Genomic DNA, 23,753 nt, shown 5'->3' on the forward strand with positions numbered 1-23,753 from the left:
GTGCCCAGCCCCTACACGCGAGTCTCCCTGGTCGGTCAACGGCGCAACGCGGACCTCCTGCTGCCCTCGGACACACCGCTCGGGACCCTGATGCCCCAGATCCTGGACGTGCTGGACGATCGGCCGGACGACTCCCTGGGGGCCAAACTGCTGGTCCGGCCCGATGGCGGGGAGCTGCCCGCGGGGCAGACTCTCGGCGAGACCGGCGTGCTCGACGGTGAGCGGCTCCGCCTGGTCTCCCGCACCGAGGCCCCGCCCTCCCCGATCGTCTACGACCTCAATGACACCGTGTCAGACCACACGGAGGCCGTTCCCGGCCGGTGGTCACCGGTGTACCGCTTCATCATCTGCGGATTCCTGGCCGCCGTGGGCTCCTGGCTCGCCATCACCGGGCTGCTGGAGTCGTTCGCGCCGGAGCAGCAGCACTGGATCACGCTCGGGCTGGCCGCCGCGGCCTTCGTGGCGGCCACCGCGGTCTCCGCACCCGGGCGCCAGCAGGCGGTAGCTGCCACCCTCGCGGGCGCCGGAGCCCTCTTCGCCATCACCGGGCTGGTGGGACTGGACCTGCCGGAGCCGTGGTCCTTCATCACCTTGGCCGGGCTGGCCGCCGTCGTGCAAGGGGTCCTCGGCTTCATCGTCAACCGCCCCCTGTCCATGTTCATCTCCGCCGCGGTGACCGGTGTGCTGGTGGCCGTCTGGGCCGTGGCCCCGGCGATCTCCGACTGGGCGATCGGAGATCGAAGCGCCGACCCCTTGGTCGGGGCGGCCGCCATCGCCGGCATCGTCACCCTGCTGGTGCTGGGCATGCTCCCCAAGATCGCCCTCGGCGTCTCCGGCCTGGCCGGGATGGACGACCAGCATGCCAACGGCGCCGCCGTGTTGCGTCGCGACGTGACGACCGCCATTGACTCCGCGCACGGGGGTCTCGTCTCCAGCGCCATCGTCTGCGCGGGCTCGGCCGCCCTCTCCCTGTGGCTGGTGGGCGGGGACACCCTGGCGTACCCCTTCTCCCTGCCGTTGCTCACCTGCCTGGTGCTCGGACTGGGCCTGCGCGCCCGCGCCTTCCCCCTGGCCGCCGAGCGCATCCCGCTGTACCTGGCCACCGGGCTCGGCACACTCGCCCTGATCCGCATGGCCGCGGGCTTCCTCCCAACCTACGAGAACGCCTTCCTGGCCGCGCTCCTGGTAGTGGCCCTCGTGATCGGGGCCGGCCTGTCCGTCGACCTGCCCGAGCACTCGCAGGCCCGGATGCGCAAGACCGGGGACACCATCGAGGCCATCGCCCTGCTCGCCCCCATCCCGCTGCTCATCGGCTACTACGGGATCTACGCCACCCTGTTGGAGACCTTCTGATGTCCTCTGCGCCCCTGGACCCCTGGAACGACGCCGGCCCTGCCCCCTCCCGGCCGCGCCCCGGCTCAGGCCGGACGGACGGCGGCGAGGTGCAGTGGTCCAGCCGGTCCGACCTGCGCCGGGACCTGCATCGAACCCAGGACGATCCCTCCACCGGGTTCGAGTCCGTGGCCTCCCGGGTGCAGCGTGACTACTCGCGCCGACCGGCCCTGTCCCTGTGGGCCCGCGGCTGGCGGGCCCTCGGCGGCCTGTGGGGCCACGACCGCAGCGGGGAACGGCTGGCAGCCTCGGGGAGGATCGTCCAGTCCCCCGTCACCACCGGGCGCCGCCTGGCTGTGGTGTCCCTGCGCGGCGGTGCGGGCAAGACCACGGTGGCGGCCCTGACCGCTTCGACCTTCGCCGCCCTCCGCCCCGAGCCCGTGGCCGCCCTCGACCTGGACCCCGCCTGTGGATCCCTGGCGTTGCGCCTCGGCAACGGTCCCGCCCGCGGAGCGGACCAGCTCGCCGCCGACCTGGCGGCATTGGACTCCACCACGTTCGGCGCCGTCACCTCCCGGATGTCCCTGGGCCGGAACGACCTGCACTACACCGGGCCCCGGGTCACCGGCCGGGCCCTGGGCGAGGCGGCCGCCACCACGCTGCTGTCCGGGCTGTCCCGGTACTTCCCGGTCACCGTGATCGACTGCCCCACCGGACCGGAACACCCGGACACGGCGGCCGTCCTCACCCGGGCGCACGCCGCCGTGTTCGTGGTGCCGGCCACGGCCGCCGCCGTGGACGAGGCCGCCGGCTACCTGCGCCACTGGCAGACCGATCCGTTCCTCTCCGCCATCCCCGTGGTGGCCGCCGTCGTGGGCACCGACCGCGACTCGGTGCTAGACCCCCTGGCCCAGGCCGCGGCCCTGACCCGCACCGGCGTGGGCGCCGTGGCGCTGCGGCACGACCGACACATCGCCGGCGGAGTGGGGATCTCCCTGCCGCTGATCCGGCCGGAGAACCGGCTGGCCGCCGCGGAACTGACGGCCCAGGCTCTCGCAGCGGCGAACTCCTCCGGCGCCCCGGCACCGGCGGCGAGAGGACTGGCCTGGTGACGCAGAGGATCATCCACCGCCCCGCCCGCACCTCGGCACCGGCCCGCCTGTACCGGCCCTTCCGGATCGAGGGCCCCCAGCCACTGGACCCCGCGGCAGCCGAGGGCGAGAACAACGCGGGCTTCCTGCGCATCATGCCGATGTTCGCGGCGGGCGCGTCCATGATGGTCATGATGACCTTCCGTCAGAGCCCGTTCGCGGCCGTCGGGGCCATCGCCATGATGCTCTCCCTCATCGTGGCCGTGGTGATGATGTTCTCCCAGCGGGGCAAGGCCGGCCGACTGCGGAAGACGGTGCGGGACACCTATGCCCGGTACCTGGAGCGGACGCGAGTCAAGCTGCGCGATGACGAGCAGCGGGCACAGCTGGCGGCCCGGGCCTCGTCCCCGCCGCCGGCGGCCCTTTTCGACATCGTCCGTGACCCGGCCCGGGTGTGGGAGCGGCGGCGCTACCACGAGGACTTCCTGCGGATACGCCTCGGCTCGGGACGCCGACCCACCCGGGAGATCGACATCTCGGTGACGGAGACGTCCACCGCCCTGCAGGACGAGTTCATGCTGCGCGAGGCCGAGGCCCTCAAGAACAGGTTCGAGGTGGCCCCGGACATGCCGGTGACCGTTCCCCTCGACTCGGCGGGCAACATCTCCCTGGTGGGCCCGCGGGACCTGACCCTCCAGGTGGTGCGCTCGCTGGTGACCGGTGCGGCCGCCCTGCAGTCACCGGAGGATGTGCGGATCGCCCTCATCACGCCGCGGGCCACCCGCGCGGACTGGAACTGGCTCGAGCTGCTCCCCCATCTGGACGACAACGCGGCCAAGCACTTCACCGGTCCGGTCAAGCTGATCGCGCCGGACCCCGAAGCCCTGATGGACCTGCTGAACGAGGACCTGCAGTACCGGTCCAAGGTGGCCGGTGAGCACACCAAGTTCGGCGAGGAGACGCTCAAAGGCCCGGCCCTGCTCTCGCGGCTCATCGTGATCGTGGACCGCTACGGCCACACCTCCGCGGACCTGGCCTTCGGCGACTCGCACTTCAGTCTGCAGTCCCGCGGGATCACCGCCGTCCACCTGTGCGAGAACCGTCTCCATGAGCCCTCCGAGGTCTCCTACCGGATCACCCTGCACGACGGCCTGGAAGGCCGGCAGCCCGACGGGCGGCCCGGATTCCTGCTGGAGGACCGCACCCGGGACCAGGGCAACCCGGTCCGCACCGAAGGTGTCCTGGACCCGCTGGACACCAGCACCGCATCGGGGCTGGTCCGCGAGCTGGCACCGCTGCGCCTGGCCCTGGAATCCCTGGAGCACACCGGCGCCGAGGCGGCGTCCTCCTCCTCGTTCCTGCAGATGCTGCACCTCTCCCCGGCACTGGACCGGGCCGACGTCGAGCGCAATTGGCGGCCGCGATCCCAGGCCGACTTCCTCCGCGTCACCCTGGGGCCCGACGACAAGGGCAAGCCGGTGCTGCTGGACCTCAAGGAGGCCGCCCAACTCGGGATGGGCCCGCACGGGCTCTGCGTCGGCGCCACCGGCTCCGGCAAGTCCGAGATGCTGCGGTCACTGGTGTTCGGCCTGCTGACCACCCACTCACCGGACAGCCTGGCCATGGTGCTGGTGGACTTCAAGGGCGGTGCGACCTTCGCCCCGTTCGAGGGTGCTCCGCATGTGACCGGCATCATCACGAACCTCTCCGACGACCTGACTTTGATCGAGCGCGTCTACGCGTCACTGAATGGTGAGATCCTGCGCCGGCAGGAGGTCCTCAAGGCCGCCGGCAACATCGCCAACATCACCGACTACCAGATCCACCGTGACGAGGAGCGTTCCAAGGGCCGGGACATCGAGCCCCTGCCGCACCTGGTCGTCATCATCGACGAGTTCGGCGAGCTGCTCACCGCCCGCCCGGACTTCATCGACCTGTTCCTCTCGATCGGGCGCATCGGCCGCTCCATCGGCGTGCACCTGCTGCTGAGCTCGCAGCGCGTGGAGTCCGGCAAGCTCCGCGGCCTGGAGACCTACCTGTCCTACCGGATCGGCCTGCGCACGCTCTCCGAGTCCGAGTCCCGCACCGTGCTGGACACCCCGGATGCCTTCCACCTGCCGCCGCTGCCCGGCTACGGCTATCTCAAGGTGGACACCACCGTCTACTCCCGTTTCAAGTCCGGCTACGTCTCCGGCCCGCTGGAGGACGAGGTGGTCGAGGAGCACGACGTGCCGCCGCAGGACGAGATCCCGGAGGTGCTCACCGCCCCCGAATACTCGCTCCTGCTGGAGGAGCAATCGCCGGCACCCGGCCAGGATCAGGCTCCGGCACCGAAGAAGGACGGCCCGGCCCGCCGCACCACCGGTCCCACCGTGATGTCCACCATGATGGACACCCTGCGGACCTATCCGCCGTCCGTGAAGCCCATCTGGCTGCCCCCGCTGCCCGTGGAGACCACCCTGGACCGGGTCGTCGGCGAACCGAAGAACACCGAGAGCGGGTTGCGGCTTCCCGCCGGCGGGAACCTCACCGTGCCGGTCGGCCTGCTGGATGACCCGGCGCGGCAGTGGCAGGGACTGTGGGAGATCGACTTCACCTCCGGCTCGGGCAACATGATCGTCCACGGCGGCCCACAGTCCGGCAAGTCGACCGCGCTGCGGACCATCGTGGCCTCCCTGGCCCTGACCCACTCGCCCCAACAGGTCGGCATCTACTGCATCGATCTGCTGGGCTCCGGCCTGCTGCCGCTGCAGGACCTGCCCCACGTGGGCGGCGTGGCCATCCGGACGAACACCGAGGTCATCTCCCGGACCGTGGACGAGATTCTGGGGATGCTCGCCCACCGCGAACGCGTGTTCGAGAAGCATGCCATCGACTCGCTGCAGACCATGCGGCGGATGCACGCCGAGGGGCAGCTGCCCGAGCTCCCGAGTGCGGACATCTTCCTGGTGGTGGACGGCCACGGCCAGTTCCAGGAGGAGTTCGACGACCTGCTGCCCAAGATCGTCTCGATCATGACCCGTGGCGCCGGCTACGGCATCCACATCATCTCCTCCGTGAACCGGAACAACGAGATCCGGGCCACCCACCAGACGTACTTCACGCACCGCATCGAGCTGGCCCTGGCGGAACCGGGTGACTCGCAGGTCGACCGCAAGCTGGCCGCCAACGTCCACCCCGAGGCCCCCGGCCGCGGTCTGACCCCCCTGAAGCTCCAGGGCCACCTGGCCCTGCCGCGGATCGACGGCCAGGCCGAGAAGGGATCGGCGACGGACGGCTTGAAGGATCTCGTGGAGCAGGTGGGCCGGTTCTCCACCGGTGCCGCCATGAAGGTCCGCGTCCTGCCGCCCGTGGTGGAGGCCTCCTCGGTCCCTGCCTCGGAGCTGAAGGGCCTGTTCCCCCTGGGCTTGCGCGAGCTGGACCTGGGCGTCCAGCAGCTGGACCTGGAGCGCGCGGACCGGAACCTGATCGTCATGGGCGACGAGGAAGCCGGCAAGACCAACATCCTGCGCCAGGTGGTCCAGCGCTTCACCGTGAACCACCGGGACAACGAGTTGATGTTCGTGGTCATCGATCCCCGCCGCGGGCTCGGGGACCTCGTGCCCGACGACTACCTGGGCGGCTACGCCACCAACGCGGAGGTGGCCAAGAACCTGGTGGGCGCCGTGGTCAACGAACTCCGCAAGCGGCAGGACCCCCGAGAGGACCAGACCACGGTCCAGCGCCAGACGCGCATCGTGGCCCTGATCGACGACTACGACGTGCTGACGGTGGGAGGCGGCCAGTCGCCCCTGGGAGGATTCGTCCCGTTCATCCCCATGGCCGCCGAGCTGCGGCTGAACTTCGTCCTGACCCGCCGGGTGCGGGGTGCCTCCCGCGGCATGTATGAGACGTTCTTCTCCACCCTGCGGGACAACGGGACCTCCGCGCTGATCATGTCCGGCGACCGCCGCGAGGGCAACCTCATCAACGGCATCAAGGCCCGCAAGATGCCCCCCGGCCGCGGCCAGCTGCTGATGACGGGCAAGCCGGTGATGACGGTGCAGACGTTCTTCGGCGACCTGCCCGAGTGACCGTCGCCGCTGCCGCCGCCGGCCGCACTCCACGCCCGGTCACCCCGGACGGGCTCGCCTTCGGAGCCGGCGCGTACACGTTCTGGGGTGGGCTGCCGCTGTACATGGCGGCCACGGCGCCGGCGCCCGCCCTCGAGGTGGTCTTCGCCCGGATCGCCTTCACGCTCGTCACCTGCGCTGTGCTGCTCTTCGTCCTGCGGCGATGGCGCGACGTCGGCCGGCAACTGGGCAGCCGGCGGCGCCTGGGCGCCACGGCCCTGGCCTCCGTGCTCATCACCGGCAACTGGGCGATCTACACCTATGCCGTGATCTCGGGCCAGACCCTCGAGGCGGCCCTGGGGTACTTCATCAACCCGCTGGTCTCCGTGCTGGCCGGGGTGGTCCTGTTCGGGGAGCGGCTCCGGCGGGCCCAGTGGGTGGCCGTCGGGCTGTCCGTCACGGCCGTGGTGGTCATGGTGCTCGGCCACGGGGCGTTCCCGTGGCTGGCGATCCTGCTGGCCCTGACCTTCGGCGGCTACGGCGTGGTGAAGAGCCGGCTGTCCACAGCGGTCAGCCCGGTCGCCTCCCTGGGGGCCGAGACGATCCTGCTGATGCCGGTGAGCCTGGCCGGGATGTGGTGGCTGGCGGCCTCGGGCCAGATGACGATGTTCTCCCACGGGGCCGGCCACTTCTGGATCCTGGCCCTGTCCGGCGTGGTGACGGCCATCCCGCTGATCCTCTTCGGGGCCGGCGCCAGCCGGTTGCCCCTGACCCTGCTCGGGCTGCTGCAGTACATCAACCCGCTGATCCAATTCCTCATCGGCCTGCTGCTGTTCCAGGAGGCCATGAGCACCGGCCGGTGGGCCGGCTTCATCCTCATCTGGTGTGCCCTGGTGGTGCTCATGGTGGACTCGCTGCGGGCAGCCCGGCGGAACCCCCGGCCGCGCCACGGCCCGTCGGACGGGACCCCAGCCGGGACCCTAGACTGAGGGCATGCCCGCAGACTCCTCCGCACCCGCCGTCTTCCTCTCGACCTTCCAGAAGCTCGTCCCCACCCATCTGGACACGCCCTGGGCCGAAGAGGACGGCCTCTCCGCCGGGGAACTGGAGGCCTTGCTGGCGGCCTCGCCGGCCGCCGAGACCGCACGGGAGACCGACGGTGCATCCGACGGCGTGCCGATCCCGCTGTCCCTCTACGAGTTCCACCGCGCCCTGGGCAACTGCCCGGACCTGTTGGAAACCGATCACTTCTTCTTCGACGCCGATGAGCTGGAGATCCGGGACGGCTTCCTGATGTTCCTCGAGGACTCCGGGGAGAGCACCGTCTGGGGCCTGCCCGTGGCGGACGCCGAGCTGCCGGACCCGCTGGTCTGGCGCCGCTCCACCGGTGCGGACGCCGAACACGGCGTGTGGACGTGCGAGAGCGGGACGTTCAGCGAGTTCGCGATGGACCTGCTGCAGTGGACCTTCGAGGACCCCGAAGACCCCGAGAACGAATGATCGACTCCCACGCCCCCGAGGGCTATGTGTGCCCCTTCTGCGGTCTGGTGTCCGGCGATGTCTCGGATCCGGAGAACCGCTGCGAGCTCTCCGACCTCGTCTACCAGGACGAGGACGTCATCGTCTTCATCGCGGTGGACGGCTTCGGCGACCACGAGGGCCACGCCATGATCTCGCCCAGCGGGCACTACGAGACGCTGTACGACCTCCCCGACCGGGTGCTGCAGCGGATCGGGCTGATGGCCCGCCAGGTGGCGCTGGCCATGAAGCAGGCCTGGGCCCCAGACGGCGTCTCGACCCGCCAGCACAACGAGCCCGCGGGGAACCAGCACGTGTGGCACTATCACCTGCACGTGTTCCCGCGCTGGCACGACGACCAGCTCTACCGGCACCTGCGCCACCCGGTGGCCCCGGAGGTGCGGGCGGCCAAGGCCCGCGAACTGGCGGCCGTGCTCGACGCCGGCCCCACCCGCCTTGCCTAGCCAGCCCCCAGCCAGCCCCTAGCCGACCCCGCGCGACCCCGAGCTTTCCGTCGACTTGGGGTGGGTGTTCGGCGCGCAAACCCACCCCAACTCGACTGAAAGCGAGAAGGGTCGTCTGGTCGGTGGTCCGGTCGGTCGTTCCGTCAGTTGTCGCGGTGGACCACGTAGTCGGCGAAGGCCACGAGGGCACCCTTGACCGGGGACTCCGGCAGCGGGGCCAGGGCCTCGACGGCATCCGTGGACCACCTGCGGGTGATGTCCCAGGCCTGCTCGATCACCGGATGCGCGGAGACGGCGGTCACCGCTGCGGCCAGCTCCTCCTCGGTGTCCAGGGGTCCATCCACCAGGTCGAGGACGGCTGCTGCCGTCGCATCGGCCGGGGCGGCCTGGCGCAGCAGCAGCACCGGCAGGGTGGGCACCCGTTCCTTGAGGTCGGTGCCCGGGGTCTTGCCGGAGGCGTGCGAGGTGCTGGTGAGGTCGATGACGTCGTCGGCCAACTGGAACGCCATGCCGACCTTCTCTCCGTAGTCCTCGAGGATCCGCACGGTGGTCGCGTCGCAGCCGCCGAAATGGGCCCCCAGGCGTCCGGCGGCGGCGATCAGCGACCCGGTCTTGCCGCCGATCACGCGCAGGTAGTGCTCCAGGGGGTCGTCGTGCTCCTCCGGGCCCACGGTCTCCCAGAGCTGGCCCATGACCAGCCTCTCAAAGGTGCGCGCCTGGATGGCCACGGCCTCGGGGCCGAGGGTCGACATCAGCAGGGAGGCACGCGCGAAGATCAGGTCACCGGCCAGGATGGCCACCGAGTTGCCCCACACCTGGTGGGCCGCCGGGGCGCCGCGCCGCACGGGCGCCTCGTCCATGACGTCATCGTGGTACAGGGTCGCCAGGTGCGTCAGCTCCATCACGACGGCGGCCGAGCGGACCTCCGCGGCCACCTCGCCGACCTGCCCCGTGCCGACCCCGGGCTCCCCCAGCAGCGAGGACAGGATCGTCAGCAGGGGACGGATCCGCTTGCCGCCGGCCTCCAACAGGTGCCGGGAGGTGTGGTCCGCCAGCTGGTCCGCGTTGGTCACGGCCTCGGACAGCTCGAGTTCGACGCGCTCGAGGGCGGTGGTGACCACGTCGAGCAGGTCGCCGTGCTCCGCCAGGTTCTCGAAACCGGCGGGCAGGACCAGGCCGCCGGCGGGGTCACCGGGGGTGCCGGAGGCGACGCCGGTGGCGACGCCGGTGGCGACGCCGGTGGCGACGCCGGTGGAGACGTCAGCGCGGGATACGGGCTCGGGTGAAGTCACCCGGCCAGCCTAACCAACGTTGGCCGGGGTCGGCGCATCCGCGGCGGAGCGCATGCCGGTGGCGGGCACTGCCCCCGGCACGGCCCCCGGTGCCGTCCCCATCGTCGTGGCGGTGGGAACCACGGACTCCAGCAAGCGCACCACCCGGTCCACCGGTGTGGAGCCCCGCTCGTCCACGAGGTTGGCCATCACCTGCACCACGGAGCGCAGGAGTGGCTTGACCCGCATGCCCGTGGCCAGGGCGGCCTTGAGCACGGCGGGGTGGCCGATCAGCTCGGCGAACCGGCTGCCGAGCGCGAAGTGCCCGCCCCAGGCCTCCTGGGTGAGCACCGGGTAGCGGGCCAGTTCGGCCTCCCGGCCGGCCGCCGTCGGGCGCTGGAGGGCCGTGATGGTCAGGTCCGCCGCGATGCGTGCGGCCTCCATGGCGAAGGAGATCCCCTCCCCGTTGAACGGCGAGACCATGCCGGCCGAGTCCCCGACGAGCAGCATGCCGGGCACATGCTGGGGGGTCCGGTTGAAGCCCATCGGCAACGCCGCACCGAGAATCCTCGAGGTGCGGGTCTCCTCGGACAGCCCCCAGGTGGCGGTCAGCGCCCCGGACCAGTCCTTGAGAATGGAGCGGTAGTCGAGCTTGCCGAACTGCGGGGAGGTGTCCAGGATGCCCAGGCCCACGTTCACCGTGCCGTCCCCCAGCGGGAACAGCCAGCCGTAGCCGGGCAGCAGGTTGCCCGCGGCGTCCGGCAGCTGCAGCCAGGACTCCATCCAGTCGTCGCCGTGGCGCGGGGCACCCTCCGGGATCGAGTAGTAGGCGCGGACGGCCACACCCATCGGACGGTCGTCCCGCTTGGCCAGGCCCGCGGAGACGGCGGTGCGTGTGGAGTTGCCGTCCGCGGCGATGACGACCGGGGCGTGGAAGTCCTGGAACTCACCGGTCTTGCGGCCGCGGCCGTCCAGCAACTCGGCGCGCAGGCCGTTGACGGTGCCGTCCTCAGCGCGCAGCACCGTGGTGACGGAGTGGCGTTCGAGGATGGTGGCGCCGGCCGCGCGGGCGTGCTGGGCCAGGAGCTCGTCGAAGTCGTGGCGGGTGCGCACCAGGGCGTAGTCCGGCCACGTCTTCGTCTCCGGCCAGGGAACCTCCACCGCGCGGCCCTCGGCCACCAGCCGAAGCCCCTTGATGTGCTGCCACCCGTCCTCGGCGGCGTGCGGGATGCCCATCAGGTTCATCTCCCGCACCGCCTGCGGGGTGAGCCCGTCCCCGCACACCTTCTCGCGCGGGTAGGCGGTCTTCTCGAGCACCGTGACGTCGATTCCGGCGTTCGCCAGGTGCCAGGCCGCCGTGGCCCCGGCCGGGCCGCCGCCGGCGATGAGGACTTGGGTCTGGACGGATGTCGTTGCGCGTTCCACCCCGCCATTCTCCCAGAGCCCTGGCGCGCACCGGCCCAGGGCACTGACGGTAGGCTTGACAGGTCATGAACAACCCTGGATTCACGGCGCCCGCACCCCGATTGGCGTCCTGCACGTATAGCGCCCCTGTGCCCGGCGGGAACGGACTGGCCGATCTCCTGTCCACCGGCTCGGAGTGTGCCTGGATCCGCTTCGGTGAGGGCATGGTCGGCCTGGGTACCGCCGCCCGCTTCACCACCACTGGACCCGGGCGTTTCGAAGCGGCGCGCCACTGGTGGATGGCCGCCACGGCCGCCGAGTCCGGGGACACCTCTCGGACGACGGTTCCCGACGACGGCCTGCCCCGACGATCGCCGCTCGCCTTCGCCGCGTTCGCCTTCGCCGACGACAGCCCGGCCGACTCGGTCCTCGTGGTCCCGGAGTTCGTCGTCGGCTCGGCCCAGGGGCGGTCCTGGCTGACCTGGCAGGTGGACCTCGATTCCCCCTGCCACGCCGAGAAGGCCGCCGCCAGGTTCTCGCCGACGAACGCCGAGCAGTTTCGCGGGCGGCCGGACCGGGCCGACGCCGAGCGTCGGCTGGCCGAACTGCTCGCCGAGGCGGCCGGCAGGCGGCCGGACCGCGCCGGCGCCGCTGCGGGTGCCGGGGCGGGATCCGGGGCAGGATCCGGGGCAGACGGTCTCGTGCTCACCGACGGGGTGCTCTCCCAGGACGGGTACCGGGCCGCCGTCGCTCGCGGGGTGCGGCAGATCGAGGCCGGAACCCTGACGAAGGTCGTCCTGGCCCGCGACGCCGTGGTCCGCTCCGCCGATCCCGTGGATGTCCCGCAGGTGCTGCGCACCCTGGCGGTGCAGTACCGGGACTGCTGGACCTACGCCGTGAACGGCCTGATCGGCTCGACCCCGGAGATGCTGGTCAAGGTGGACGGGGACATCGCCCGGGCTCGCGTCCTGGCCGGCACCCTGGACCGGGATGGGGCACCGGTCGGAACGGCCGGAACCGACTATGCCCGTCAGCTGCTCACCGACGACCCCAAGCAGCGCCACGAACATCGGCTGGCCGTGGACTCCCTGACGGAGCGCCTCGAGCCCTTCACGAGCTCCCTCGAGGCCCCGGACGAGCCGTTCGTCCTCGAACTGCCCAACGTGTGGCATCTCGCAACTGACGTCACGGCACGGCTCGTGGGGGCGGAGGACGCACGGCGCACGGGGCCCGGCGCGCTGGCACTCACCGAGGCGCTGCATCCCACGGCGGCCGTGTGCGGCACCCCGCGCGAGGCTGCCGCCTCGCTGATCAACCGGCTGGAGTCCGAGGACCACGGGCTGGACCGCGGACTCTTCGCCGGACCGGTGGGGTGGCTGGACGGCAATGGGAACGGCGAGTTCGGGATCGCCCTGCGAGGTGCCGTGGTGCAGGATGAGCACACGGTGCGCCTCTACGCCGGTTGCGGGGTCGTGGCGGCCTCGGACCCTGAGTCCGAGCTGGCCGAAACCCACGCGAAGATGCGCCCCATGCTGCAGGCGCTGGGGCTGCGGGCCTAGGCGGACGGAGCCCCCATGGACCCTCACCACGTGCTGGCACCGGCGGTCCCGGACGGCCCTCTGGTGGGCCCGGTCCCGGCGCCACAGCTGCACGTGATGACGTTCAACCTCCGCCGCCGGATGTGGCATCCGACCGGGCGGAGCCCCGATCGGTGGTCCCACCGGAGGGGACTGATCCGCCGGCTGCTCGCGGCCGAGCGTCCCACGGTGCTGAGCGTGCAGGAGGCCCTGCCCGATCAGGCCGACTGGGTGCTGGCCAGCCTCGGGCCGGATTACCGCCGTGTGGGGACGGGCCGCCAGGCCGACGGCGGCGGCGAGGGCACTCCGATCTTCTATGACTGCCGGCGCCTGCAGCTCACCGATTCGAACCAGTGGGCCCTCTCCGAGACCCCGCACCGTGCTGGTTCCCGCAGTTGGGGCAACCTGGTGCCGCGCATCGCCGTCGGCGCGAGTTTCACCGACCGTGGGACCGGCGTGGCCTTCCGGGTGGTCAACACGCACCTGGACCACCTCTCCGCCCGATCCAGACTGGCCTCCGCCCGGATGCTGCGGCAGCTGATCGAGGAACGGCCCGAGCCCGCCGTGCTGACGGCCGATGCCAACACCGGGATCGGTTCCCGTCCCTACCGGGCCCTGACTGGTCCGGATCTCTCCGTGGCAGCGCCGCTCCGGGACGCCTGGATGGACGCCGAGCACCGGTTGACCGAGGCGTGGGGTACGTTCTCGCACTATCGACCGCCGCGGCACGGGGGGCGCCGCATCGACTGGATCCTGGTGGACGAGCGGTTCACGGTGGCCGCGGCAGGGATCCACGCGGCGCGGTTCGACGGTGCGGCCGCCTCCGACCACGAGCCCGTCCAGGCTGTGCTGGCGCTGCCGCGCTAGGCGTCAGGAGTCAGTCGGAACGATTGAGGAGGCACGAGTCAGGAGTCCTTCAGGGCTGCGTACGCGTCCAAGGCATGCCGCCGGGACTCCTTGAGGTCCACGATCGGCTCCGGATATCCGGTCAGTGGTTCGAGCGCCTCCGGCACCCAGCGCCGGACATACACGCCGTCCGGATCGAACCTCTCCCGCTGGGTCTGCGGATTGAACACCCGGAAGTAGGGGGCGGCATCCGCCCCGCAACCGGCGACCCACTGCCAGGAGACCGGGTTGTTCGCCTCATCGGCGTCCACCAGGGTGTCCCAGAACCACTGTTCACCGTCCCACCACGGCTGCAGCAGGTTCTTGGTCAGAAAGCTGCCCACCACCAGACGGACGCGGTTGTGCACCCACCCGCTCTGCCAGAGCTGCCGCATACCGGCGTCCACCATCGGCACCCCGGTGAGCCCGCGCTGCCACGCGTGCAGTGACTGCTCGTCCGGCTCGTAGGGGAAATGCCGGAACTGGCGGCGCATCGGTTCCCGCTCGAGGTCCTCCACGTGATACCGCAGGCTCCAGCTGAACTCGCGCCAGTAGACCTGGCGCAGCCACGCCTCACGATCCGCCTCCGTCAGGTCCCCGTCCTCCCGGGCGGCCTGCACCAATTGCCGGGGCGAGACCTCCCCGAAACGCAACCGCGGGGACATCCGCGAGGTGGACAGCTCATCGCCCGGGATGTCCCTGGACTGCGCATAGCCGTCCACGCCGGCGCCCATCTCCTCCAGCCGCCGTGCCGCTTCCACGCACCCGGGCTCCCAGTGCCGGGCGAGGGTGTCCCGCCACCACGGAGGGGTGTCCGGAGTGTCCAGCAGACCCAGAGCCTCCAGGCCGACGACGACGCCCGCCTGGGCCAGCGCCGCGCACCGGTCCTGCAGGTCGGCCGTCCATTCCTCCTGCGGCGCGGGGGCCGGCAGCACCTCCCCCACGGGTTCCTGTACCACCGCACGCCAGAAGGGAGTGAACACCTTGTAGTGCTCCCCGGACCCGTTCAGGACCCGCTGGGGCTCCGCCAGCAGGAATCCCGGATGGCTGTGCACCTCTAGGCCCTGCGCGGAGAGCTGTTCCTTGAGCTCTCGGTCGAGTGCCCGCGAGGCCGGCGCATACCGGCGTGACCAGCGCACCGCTGTCACCTGGAGCCCGTCCGCCACGGCGGGCAGCACCTCCGCGGCACGGCCGGCGGCGAGGAGCAGCGGGATGCCGAGCCGCCCCAGCTCATCCTCGAGGACGCTGAGTGACCGGTGGGCCCACCAGCGCGTCGCCCCGCCCAGGGGCCGGGGGCCGAGGCCGTTGACGTCTCGTTGCTCACGGATCCAGAGGGCGACGACGGGGCCGTCCCGACAGGCGGCGGTCAGGGCCTCGTGGTCGGTCACCCGCAGATCGTCGCGGAACCAGAGCAGCGTCAGATGGCTCACTGGAACGTCGCGCGGACCGCGGCCTCCACCTGTCGGCGGACGCGTGGACGGGCGGAACGGTCCGAGCGCAGCTCGAGCACCCGGCGGCCGCCGCCAGGACTGCCACCGAGGGCGGACAGCAGGTCGTCCTCACTGTCCACCGGGATCCACTCCAGGCCATAGGCGGCACACAGGGCGCGCACCTCCACGGTCTGCGGGGTGCCGAAGAAGCGCTCCACCACCTCGGCCATGCCCTCGCGTTGGGCCACCAGACCGTGTTCCAGGCCGGCGAAGATCGCCCCTCCGGCGTCATTGACCACCACGATGTCCAGGTCCGGTTCCCGCTCCCCCGGCCCGATCAGCAGGCCACCCACGTCATGGAGCAGGGTCAGGTCCCCGCACAGCAACACGGTGCGCTGGCCGGTGCCCAGGGCGATGCCGGAGGCGGTGGAGACCGTGCCGTCGATGCCGGCGAGTCCGCGGTTGGCATAGACGATCGACTGCGGCACGGTGGGCGGACGCCAGGACAGGTCCACGTCCCGGATCACGGAGGACGAGCCCAGCACGAGAGGTCCACGCACGGTGCTGGCCACGAGCTGGCTGGTGCGCAGGGCACCGGGCCGGCCGATCTCGTCGTGCCGGGTGGCCAGGGCGTCGTCCAGCGCGGCCTGGGCGCGTACGCCGGCCTGCTGCCAGTCCGTCAGCCAGCCGGCCGGGCCACGGCCGGCGACGACGGCCAGCTCCCCCAGGTCCTCCACCGGGCGTTCTCGGCGGGACCCGGGTTCGAACCAGGCCACCGGCTCGGGCTGGTGGAACGCCGTGGCCAGGTCGGCCCGGGCCAGGAGTGCGGAGACCTGCCGCGTCAGGGTCGGCCGGCCGAAGAGGACGACCTGTTCGATCCGGGCGGCCAGCGGATGGGAGTCCTCCCCCCGTCCGCCAGCCGAACCGAGGAGCCACGGGTAGGCGCCGACGGCGTTGTGGCCGAAGCGGGCGTTCGAACTCGGCTCGGCGAGCAGGGGCAGGCCGAGGGCGTTCGCGAAGGCGGCCGGCAGCGGTCCGGAGCCGTGACCGGCCACCACCACGGTGCGGGACTCGTGCAGGTCGGAGACGTCCAGGTCCAGCTGCTCGGTGAGGTCCATGGGGTTCACCCGGACGGGGCCGGCGATCGTACTGGTCCTCGTGTTGGTGGGCTCGTCCGCCCGCGCCTCCGGGCCGGCGTCCTCCTCGGCCGGGACCAGCGGCTCCCGGAACCGCAGGTTCAGGTGGATCGGGCCGGGGGCGGATTCGCGGACGGCGACGCCGGGCACCCCGGCGAACCCCTCCACGTCCTCCGTGTCGAAGCCACCGGCCGCCAGCAGCGCCCGGGAGACCACGGCGGCCAGGTGCTCCCGTTGCCGGCGCAGGGCGGTCGTGCGCGGATGGGCGTCGGCCCCGGAGACCTCAGCGGCCTCCGCGGCCAGCCAGTCCGGGATCTCATCCGGGTCCACGTCCGGGACGGTGTCCCCGCTCAGGGTCTGCGCGAAACGAACGTGTAGCGGGAAGATCCCCTCCTGGCACGTGGTCTGATTCGCACCGGTGCCCTGCAACTCCTCCGGCCGGTCGGCGGTCAGCGCCACCAGCTGGATCCCCGCGTGGTCGGCTTCCATGAGGGCCGGCAGCAGGTTGCCCACGGCCGTCCCGGACGTGGTCACCACGCCGACCGGCCGACCCGAGGCCAGAGCCAGTCCCAGCGCTGTGAAGGCGGCCGACCGCTCGTCGATGCGCACGTGGAGCCGGATCCGGCCGGCCTGTTCGGCCTCGGCGAGAGCGTAGACGAGGGGCGCCGAACGGGAACCGGGGGCGATCACGGCCTCGCGCAGGCCGCCGTCGACCAGTGCTGCGGTCACGGTCCGGGCCACCTGCAGGGCGTCCAGGGCCGGATTCAGGGTGGGCTGGTCATCCGGAATTCGCTCCATGGCCTTCATCCTACGGAGGAAGCCTGAGTGGGAGGTTAACTCCGGTGCAGGCCTGTCTGATGCCGCGTGGCCGGCTGGTGCCGCGTGGCCGGCTGGTCCATCCCGGAAACGCACCATGACGCCACCCCCGGCACCACGGCGAGCGTGGCATCGGGGATGGCGTCGGGAATGGCGTCGGAGGGTGACGTGACTCTGTGCGCCTCGGGTCAGCGGCCGTTGTTGCCCGTGGTCGAGTAGACCTGGACGATGGCCGGGCGCGGGACGGCGACCTTGTCCCCCTTCAAGGGCCCCTCCGGGACGAAGTCCGGGAAGTAGGAGGTATGGGCCCCCCACGCGCCACCCTCGCCGGGGTGCTGCACGGCCACGAACACGGAGTTGTCCTGATCGTGGATCACCGGCCCACAGGTCTCGGCATCGGCCGGCACCGCCAGGAACTGCTCCACGAGGCCGCGGTCGCGGCCTTCGAGGGTGACCTTGTGCAGGGCGTCGCAATAGCCGATCGTGCCGGGCTGGCCGTCCGTGGAGACCCAGAGGTTGCCCTCGGAGTCGAAGGCCAGGTTGTCCGGGCAGGAGATCGGTGAGACCTGGTCCAGCGGCACCCCGTCGAAGTAGGCGTGGTTGCCGTCCTGCCCCGGGTCGCCGGCCAGGAACAGGATGTTCCAGTTGAAGCGCTCCGCGGTGTGGTCGCCGCGGCGCTCGATCATCTCGATGACGTGGCCGTCACGGTTGCCGGGGATGGGGTTGGCCTCGTGGAGGCCTCCGGCTGCGCGCTGCGAGTTGTTGGTCAGGGCCATGTAGACCTTGCCAGTGACCGGGTTGGTCTCGAAGTCCTCCGGGCGGTCCATCGCGGTGGCGTTCACGGTGTCAGCAGCGAGGCGGGTGTTGACCAGGACCTCTTCCACGGTGAACCCCGGCACCAGTGACTTGTCGTTCTTCACCAGCGGGATCCAGCGGCCCCAGCCATCGAAGTCTCCGTCCGAGGGAACGTCACCGGAGCCGTCGATCTCGGACTCCGGGGAGTTGCCGTTGAACTGGGCCACGTACAGGGTTCCCTCGGTGAGCAGGGTCATGTTGTGCTTCTTGTCGCCCTTGCGGTACTTCTGACGCGAGACGAACTTGTAGGCGTAGTCGTTGCGCTCATCGTCTCCCGAGTAGACCACCGCGTGACCGTCCCGGGAGATGACCGCGGTGCCGGCCTCGTGCTTGAAGCGGCCCAGCGCCGTGTGCTTGACCGGGGTGGATGTCGGATCCTCCGGATCGATCTCCACGATCCAGCCGAAGCGGTTGGCCTCGTTGGCGTAGCCCTCGTTGTTCAGGTTGAACCGGGGATCCACGGTCTCCCAGCGGCGGGATGACGGTCCCGGGGTAATCCCGATACGGCGCTCGGCCTCCGCACCGGTGCCGACGAAGTACTGGTTGAAGTTCTCCTCGCCGGAGAGCACCGTGCCCCACGGCGTCGTGCCGCCCGCGCAGTTGTTCAGGGTTCCCAGCACCTTGGTTCCGGTGGTGTCGTCCTTGGTCTTCAACAGGTCGGCTCCCGCGGCAGGTCCGTCCACGGTGAACAAGGTGGAGCCGGTGATGCGGCGGTTGCGGCGGCCTCCTCGGACGTACTCCCACTTCTGGCCCTTACCCCCACGCCTCAGATCAACGATCGAGAGTCCGTGGGCCTCGATGGCTGCCTCGATGACGTCCTTCGGGTTGGACTTGAGGTACTCCGGAGAGAACATGATGTTCTCATTGGTGTACTCGTGGCTGTTCACCAGGAAGCCGGTGCGGTCGTTGCCGCCGTCGGAGAAGACATCGAGATAGTCCGAGTTGTAGCCGAACTGCTTGGCCTGGGATGCGCCTGTCTGGTTCTCCAGGTCGAACTCCGGGGAGTCATCGAACAGCGGGTCTCCCCAGCGGATGATGGGGGCCCAGTCGTAGCCTGCGGGGACGGTCACGGTGTCCACCGTGCGCTCCACCGGGGCGATGGCCTCGAAGGGCAGCTTGCCGCCGCCCGTGGGGTGGAACCCGTTCGCAGCCACTGCCTCCGGAGCCTTCTGCAGGGCGGTCGCGCCGACGACCACGGCGGCGGCCAGGCCACCTCCGAGTCCCAGGGCGGCACGGCGTGAGATCGCGGCGTTGGCGACGTCCCGGAAGTGGGTGTTGCCCGAGGTGTTCGGTGCCTCGTGGCTGCAGGCATTGCCGCATTTCAGTTCGCAGGTGATCGGCAGGCGGTTTCCGCGGGTGTGCCCGGCCATGGGCAGGTGGCGTTTCAGCATGGGTTTCCCTCTTCAGGTGGTGACGGTGACGTTCACAAGGCCCTCACAGACTGACCTCGTCAATGCGCCGTCCGGTCACCGCCCGGTGACGTCCCGGTGAACACTGAGTGAGGTGTATTTAGGTCATGCCCATGCCACGCAATTCCACGTCACGCCGCCGAAAGCACCCCATGCGCCTGCGCCAGGCGCTGGCGCCACCACTGCTGCCGTTCCTCGTCTGCCCGCAGTCGCGCCAGGGCCGCAGGGTCCGGGACGGGGCGGGCCCGCAAAGCGCCGGACGCACCGGACCCACCGGACGCAATGGAAGCCAGCCGGCCGGCGTCGGGAAGCCACGCCGGGACCACCACGTCCTCGGTGAACAGCGCCACGGTGCCCAGCCCGCAGGCGTAGGGCAGCGCGGGCAGACTCGCGGCGAGCGCCACCCCGGCGGCAATCCCCACGGAGGTGTCCAGGGCGGAGGACACCACGGCGTCCAGGCCGGCTGCCCCGACGATGCCCAGGGCGCGCCGCACCCCGCCGAGCGGCTGGACCTTGACCACCACCAGGTCCGCCGCGCCGGCGCGGGCCACGGCGAGCGGATCGGTCTCCTGGCGCACGGACTCATCGGCGGCGATCCGCACCGGCGTCCCCGCGGCGTGGAGGGCCTCGCGCAGCCGGGCCAGCCCCTCGATCCCGGCCACGGGCTGCTCGGCGTACTCGAGCCCGTGCTCCGCGAGCCGTTGCAGGGCGGCGAGCGCCGTGGCGTGGTCCCAGCCCTGGTTGGCGTCGATCCGCAGCGCCGCCCCGGGACGCAGCCGGCGGACCTCGGCCACTCGGGCCACGTCCTCCGCCACCCCCTCGGGACCCGTACGGCCCGATTCGGCGACCTTCACCTTGACGGCGGGCACCTCACCGAAGGAGTCCAGCACCCGTCCGACGTCGGCCGCGGCCACCGCGGGCACCGTCGCGTTCACGGGGACCACGTGCCGCACCGGCGCCGGCCAGCCCTGCCAGCCCGCTTCGATCGCAGCGGCCAGCCAGCGCGAGGACTCCCGCGGACCGTACTCCGCGAACGGGGAGAACTCGGCCCACCCGGCCGGCCCCTGCAGCAGCATGGCCTCGCGCACGGTGACGCCGCGGAAGCGGGTGTGCATCGGCTGGGCCACCACGACGGCGCCCTCCAGGAGCTCGTCCAGCTCCGGCAGCGGGAACCCGCCGGGAGCGCCGGGCAGGGGCGGGAGGCCGTCTGGGACGTCTGCGGGAGGACTGGCGGCGGTCATCCCGCCAGTCTACGGACGGCTGCGTCCGTCAGATGGGGAGTTTGACGCCTACCCGGGTGCTTTTGAGGCGACATTCTTCCCAACTGACGGGAGGAGCATCCGGGCAGTCTGCCTCAAACCGCGGCGAAGTAGCCGAACTTGCGCGCCACGGAGGCGGCTCGGGCGTGATCACCGAGGACAGCTTCCATGGCCTCGACCACGGAGGCCGTGGTCTCCGGGCGCAGGTTCCAGTCCTCGTCGAACGGATCGTCCCATCGCGCCCAGGCGTTGCCGGTGGCGGTGAGGGCCAGCGTCATCTCCTCGACGGAGCCGAAGGTGGGCTCGGGCTCCTCAAGACGGTCCTCCCAGCCGTCCTCCCCCGGTGCGGTGAGGATCTTGCCCGTCAGGCCGTCGAGGATGAAGGGGTCGGGGCCCTGCTTGGCCACCACCGTCCACTCGTCGTTCCAGTCCACCAGCAGAGCACCGGTGCGGGGGTTCCAGCGGTAGCCGGCCTGTTCGTCCCAGAGCCGTTCCAGCGGGAAGAACAGGAAGGGCAGGCCAGCGGTGTCGATCTCGATCCACTCCGGCCCGACCTCCCGGTAGAACCGGACGAGCTCCGGGGCCAGGGGCAACTCCCCGGCCCAGTCAAGGGGTTCCTGGCGGCTCGTCGGCCCGAAGACGGACAGGGCCTGTCGGACCGCGGCCAGCTCAGGAGTGGGGCCCGCAAGGTGTGCCATGGCCCCTACAGTAAGCCTCCACCCCTACCGACGGTCCAGCATCCGCTGACCGCGGGATGACCATTCGGCGAAGAACACTCGACCCTGAGGTGGACGGCTGAGTGACCACCGCCACGGCCGGATGTTCGGAGTCCTCCCAGCCGTGTGGACCACAATGGCACGCATGTCCCCTGCAGTCTCCAACCCCGCGGAGGCCGGCCCCGGCCCCGGCCGGCACTCGCGTGCCACTCGGGCCACCGTGCTGCTCCGACCGGCCCGCAGCACGTGGGCCTGGGTGCTGGCCGCGGCGGTGAGCGCGGCCCTGCTCCTGCTGGTGTACCGCGTCTTTGTGACCACCCAGACCGGCCAACTGGCCGAGTTCATGGCCCTGGAGGCGGCCACACACCGGCTCGAGGGACTGCGGGGGTCCACCCTCACCGTGCTCAACCGGCTGCCGGAGATCGTGGGGGTGGCCGGCGTCGGCGTGTTCCTGGTGTTGACGGTCTACCGGCGGCGCTGGTTCGCGTCCCTGGTGGCGGCGGTGGCGTTCGGCGCGGCGAACCTGACCACGCAACTGTTGAAGAACTGGGTGCTGGTGCGTCCGGACCTGGACAACGGGGTGCCGTACTACACCGGCAATTCACTGCCGTCCGGTCACACCACCTTCGCCGCGGCCGCCGTGGTGGCGGTGTTCCTCATGGTCGCCCCGCGCTGGCGGCCGATGACCGCCGCCGTGGGGGCCGTGTTCGCCACCGCGGTGGGAGCGGGGACCTTCATCGAGACCTGGCACCGCCCCGCGGACATGGTGGCGGCGTACCTGGTGGCCGCGTTCTGGGGGTTGGTGGCCGGCTATGTGATCCTGCGGACCGGCGCCGACTGGAACATCCGCGGCACGCGGACCGCCCGCCATCCACATCCCGGCGGTCATCCACTGTGGGACGTGGCCCTCTGGGCCGTCGGTGGCGCAATGCTGCTGGGTGCCTGGTGGGGTTTCGAAGCCGCCGGGGGCACCGCGGCCCTGACCGCCGCACCGGACTGGTATTCCGGGTGGCACTTCCTCTACGGCGTGCTGCTCGCCACCGGTCCGGGACTGCTGGTCTTCGCGGCGCTCTCCGGCTTCTTCCGCTGGCAGTCCGGGCGGCGCCGGCCGGCAGCACCACGGGGTTAGCATCGGCTAGCGGGCCACCAGATCCGCCACCGACCCGGGCCCCTTGGGGAGCGAGCGGGCAAAGATGACGGCACCGGCCGCCGCGATCACGGCCACGGCCCAGATGCCGAAGGCCAGCCCGGCCAGCCCCGTGACGGCGGAGAGCACCGCCGGTCCGGTGAGCATGCCGACATCGGACAGCTGCCGCCACAGTGCCAGGAACTGCGGCCGGCCCTCGGGTGGCGAGTAGTCGGCGCCGAGCGTCATGACGATCCCGGAGCCGAAGCCGTTGCCCAGGCCCACCACCACGGCCACCGCGGCGAACCACCAGGGGGATCCGGTCAACGGCACCAGCGCCGTGCCCAGGGCCAGTCCGGCCATGCAGAACACGGCCACCACACGGCGTCCCCGGCGGTCCATGAGGAACCCGGAGGGGTAGAACATCACCAGGTCAGCCAGCCCCGTGAGCCCGTAGACCGCGGAGGCCGCCGCGGGGCTCAAGCCGAGTTCCGTGGCCCACAGCGGGATCACGGCGGAGCGGCTGGCCCGCGCCGCGGACAGACACAGCACGCCGATGCCGGCGGTCAGCAGCACCCGGCGGTGCCGGCGGGCCAGCCAGCGCATGGTGGGCCGAGGGCCCGCCCCGGCGGCGGCTGATCGAGTGGACGCAGCGGTCGGAGCAGCCGCGGGGGCAGCGGCGGGGGCAGCGGTGGGCGCGGCGGGCTGGGTGCCACCGGCCGGCGTCGTCCCCGGCACGGGCAGGTCCTTGATGGTGAAGCTCATGCCGGCGGCGAGCACCATGGCCGCCGTGGCGACCACGAAGGCACCCTGCAGGCCCATGACGGTCTGCAGTCCGGCCCCGAGGAAGGGCCCGGCGAACATGCCGATGCGGATGGTGCCGCCGAGGGTGGACATCGCCCGGGCCCGGTGGCTGCCCGGGACGGCCACCGCGAGGTAGGACTGCCGGGCGAGGTTGAAGCCGGCGCCGGCCATGCCCACGATCACCAGGCCGGCGAGCAGCAGGCCGAGTCCGGTGTGATCCGCCACCGGCAGCCATCCGGCCACGGCGGCCAGGGTCACCAGGGCGCCGAGAGATCCTACCCAGGCGGAGACGATGATCGTGATCCGCTCGCCGGCGCGGGAGGCCAGCCAGGCGGCGGGCGCGTTGGCGACGAGGGAGCCGATGCTGACCAGGGTGACCGAGGCGGCCGCCAGCGCCAGTGAGGCGCCGAACGCCGTGGCGGCGGGCGCCATGGCCGGCATGATGGCGCCGAGGCCCACCGCGTAGACGGCGGAGGGCGCATAGATCTGGAAGGCCTGTTCCAGCGGTCCGCCGCGGAAACCCCCGAACCGGCGACGCCGGCCCTCGGCTGCGGACATGGCTCGCCTTTCCCTGGACTGGAGAACCACGCTACCGGAGCGGGGGGGGG

Annotated in this window: 17 protein-coding genes; 9 read left to right on the forward strand and 8 right to left on the reverse strand. The window is 71.5% G+C overall.

What is annotated here, in order from left to right; all coding sequences use genetic code 11:
- The 6 genes from eccD to RUH65_RS05125 are packed head-to-tail and all read left to right on the forward strand — an operon-like array spanning nt 1 to nt 8,457.
- On the forward strand, nt 1–1,353 hold the full coding sequence (gene eccD / locus RUH65_RS05100; protein ID WP_313816166.1) for a type VII secretion integral membrane protein EccD: 1,353 nt from the start codon (nt 1–3) through the stop codon (nt 1,351–1,353).
- On the forward strand, nt 1,353–2,444 hold the full coding sequence (locus tag RUH65_RS05105; RefSeq protein WP_313816167.1) for a hypothetical protein: 1,092 nt from the start codon (nt 1,353–1,355) through the stop codon (nt 2,442–2,444). The genes eccD and RUH65_RS05105 overlap by 1 nt, the downstream gene beginning before the upstream one ends.
- Nucleotides 2,441–6,496, forward strand: coding sequence for a type VII secretion protein EccCa (eccCa, locus tag RUH65_RS05110; protein ID WP_313816168.1), 4,056 nt, complete (start codon nt 2,441–2,443; stop codon nt 6,494–6,496). The genes RUH65_RS05105 and eccCa overlap by 4 nt, the downstream gene beginning before the upstream one ends.
- Nucleotides 6,493–7,464 (forward strand): EamA family transporter RarD, encoded by a 972-nt coding sequence (rarD, locus tag RUH65_RS05115; RefSeq protein ID WP_313816169.1) that lies wholly within the window; start codon nt 6,493–6,495, stop codon nt 7,462–7,464. Before eccCa ends, rarD begins: the two co-directional genes overlap by 4 nt.
- Nucleotides 7,465–7,468: 4 nt before the next feature.
- Nucleotides 7,469–7,975, forward strand: coding sequence for a hypothetical protein (locus tag RUH65_RS05120; RefSeq protein WP_313816170.1), 507 nt, complete (start codon nt 7,469–7,471; stop codon nt 7,973–7,975).
- On the forward strand, nt 7,972–8,457 hold the full coding sequence (locus tag RUH65_RS05125; RefSeq protein ID WP_313816171.1) for an HIT family protein: 486 nt from the start codon (nt 7,972–7,974) through the stop codon (nt 8,455–8,457). The genes RUH65_RS05120 and RUH65_RS05125 overlap by 4 nt, the downstream gene beginning before the upstream one ends.
- Before the next feature lie 143 nt (nt 8,458–8,600).
- Here the strand turns inward: RUH65_RS05125 and RUH65_RS05130 are convergent, their stop codons facing one another.
- Nucleotides 8,601–9,632, reverse strand: a complete 1,032-nt coding sequence (locus RUH65_RS05130) for a polyprenyl synthetase family protein (protein ID WP_313816187.1) — start codon at nt 9,630–9,632, stop codon at nt 8,601–8,603.
- A gap of 126 nt (nt 9,633–9,758) precedes the next feature.
- Nucleotides 9,759–11,153 (reverse strand): geranylgeranyl reductase family protein, encoded by a 1,395-nt coding sequence (locus RUH65_RS05135; protein WP_313816172.1) that lies wholly within the window; start codon nt 11,151–11,153, stop codon nt 9,759–9,761.
- A gap of 65 nt (nt 11,154–11,218) precedes the next feature.
- On the opposite strand from RUH65_RS05135, the gene RUH65_RS05140 reads away from it, so the two are divergent.
- Together RUH65_RS05140 and RUH65_RS05145 are read left to right on the forward strand one after the other, a co-directional pair.
- Nucleotides 11,219–12,691, forward strand: coding sequence for an isochorismate synthase (locus RUH65_RS05140; protein ID WP_313816173.1), 1,473 nt, complete (start codon nt 11,219–11,221; stop codon nt 12,689–12,691).
- Nucleotides 12,692–12,706: 15 nt separating this feature from the next.
- A complete protein-coding gene (locus tag RUH65_RS05145; protein ID WP_313816174.1) occupies nt 12,707–13,576 on the forward strand; it encodes an endonuclease/exonuclease/phosphatase family protein in 870 nt (289 codons plus the stop codon).
- A 38-nt stretch (nt 13,577–13,614) separates the two neighbouring features.
- Here the strand turns inward: RUH65_RS05145 and RUH65_RS05150 are convergent, their stop codons facing one another.
- The 5 genes from RUH65_RS05150 to RUH65_RS05170 form a co-directional block, all read right to left on the reverse strand.
- Nucleotides 13,615–15,024, reverse strand: coding sequence for a deoxyribodipyrimidine photo-lyase (locus RUH65_RS05150; protein ID WP_313816175.1), 1,410 nt, complete (start codon nt 15,022–15,024; stop codon nt 13,615–13,617).
- Nucleotides 15,021–16,958: a thiamine pyrophosphate-binding protein gene (menD, locus tag RUH65_RS05155; protein ID WP_313816176.1), complete on the reverse strand. Its 1,938-nt coding sequence runs from the start codon at nt 16,956–16,958 to the stop codon at nt 15,021–15,023. The genes RUH65_RS05150 and menD overlap by 4 nt, the downstream gene beginning before the upstream one ends.
- A gap of 206 nt (nt 16,959–17,164) precedes the next feature.
- Nucleotides 17,165–19,222 (reverse strand): PhoX family phosphatase, encoded by a 2,058-nt coding sequence (locus RUH65_RS05160; RefSeq protein ID WP_313816177.1) that lies wholly within the window; start codon nt 19,220–19,222, stop codon nt 17,165–17,167.
- Between the two features lie 149 nt (nt 19,223–19,371).
- Nucleotides 19,372–20,481 carry an o-succinylbenzoate synthase gene (locus tag RUH65_RS05165; protein WP_313816178.1) on the reverse strand — a complete coding sequence of 370 codons (1,110 nt, stop codon included), beginning with the start codon at nt 20,479–20,481 and terminating at the stop codon, nt 19,372–19,374.
- Nucleotides 20,482–20,594: 113 nt separating this feature from the next.
- On the reverse strand, nt 20,595–21,197 hold the full coding sequence (locus RUH65_RS05170) for a hypothetical protein (protein ID WP_313816180.1): 603 nt from the start codon (nt 21,195–21,197) through the stop codon (nt 20,595–20,597).
- Between the two features lie 163 nt (nt 21,198–21,360).
- On the opposite strand from RUH65_RS05170, the gene RUH65_RS05175 reads away from it, so the two are divergent.
- The gene (locus tag RUH65_RS05175; protein ID WP_313816182.1) at nt 21,361–22,344 is read left to right on the forward strand and encodes a phosphatase PAP2 family protein; all 984 of its coding nucleotides are present in this window, start codon (nt 21,361–21,363) and stop codon (nt 22,342–22,344) included.
- A gap of 6 nt (nt 22,345–22,350) precedes the next feature.
- Here the strand turns inward: RUH65_RS05175 and RUH65_RS05180 are convergent, their stop codons facing one another.
- Nucleotides 22,351–23,703 carry an MFS transporter gene (locus RUH65_RS05180; RefSeq protein ID WP_313816184.1) on the reverse strand — a complete coding sequence of 451 codons (1,353 nt, stop codon included), beginning with the start codon at nt 23,701–23,703 and terminating at the stop codon, nt 22,351–22,353.
- Between the last annotated feature and the right edge of the window lie 50 nt (nt 23,704–23,753).

Source organism: Citricoccus sp., from assembly GCF_032154715.1.
GTDB lineage: Bacteria > Actinomycetota > Actinomycetes > Actinomycetales > Micrococcaceae > Citricoccus.

Excerpts from the sequence above, each read along its gene's own strand:
- RUH65_RS05160 (WP_313816177.1), bottom strand. The coding sequence starts at position 19,222 with ATGCTGAAACGCCACCTGCCCATGGCCGGGCACACCCGCGGAAACCGC.
- RUH65_RS05145 (WP_313816174.1), top strand. The coding sequence starts at position 12,707 with ATGGACCCTCACCACGTGCTGGCACCGGCGGTCCCGGACGGCCCTCTG.
- RUH65_RS05140 (WP_313816173.1), top strand. The coding sequence starts at position 11,219 with ATGAACAACCCTGGATTCACGGCGCCCGCACCCCGATTGGCGTCCTGC.
- RUH65_RS05120 (WP_313816170.1), top strand. The coding sequence starts at position 7,469 with ATGCCCGCAGACTCCTCCGCACCCGCCGTCTTCCTCTCGACCTTCCAG.
- RUH65_RS05170 (WP_313816180.1), bottom strand. The coding sequence starts at position 21,197 with ATGGCACACCTTGCGGGCCCCACTCCTGAGCTGGCCGCGGTCCGACAG.
- RUH65_RS05180 (WP_313816184.1), bottom strand. The coding sequence starts at position 23,703 with ATGTCCGCAGCCGAGGGCCGGCGTCGCCGGTTCGGGGGTTTCCGCGGC.
- RUH65_RS05125 (WP_313816171.1), top strand. The coding sequence starts at position 7,972 with ATGATCGACTCCCACGCCCCCGAGGGCTATGTGTGCCCCTTCTGCGGT.
- RUH65_RS05165 (WP_313816178.1), bottom strand. The coding sequence starts at position 20,481 with ATGACCGCCGCCAGTCCTCCCGCAGACGTCCCAGACGGCCTCCCGCCC.
- menD (WP_313816176.1), bottom strand. The coding sequence starts at position 16,958 with ATGGAGCGAATTCCGGATGACCAGCCCACCCTGAATCCGGCCCTGGAC.
- RUH65_RS05175 (WP_313816182.1), top strand. The coding sequence starts at position 21,361 with ATGTCCCCTGCAGTCTCCAACCCCGCGGAGGCCGGCCCCGGCCCCGGC.
- RUH65_RS05105 (WP_313816167.1), top strand. The coding sequence starts at position 1,353 with ATGTCCTCTGCGCCCCTGGACCCCTGGAACGACGCCGGCCCTGCCCCC.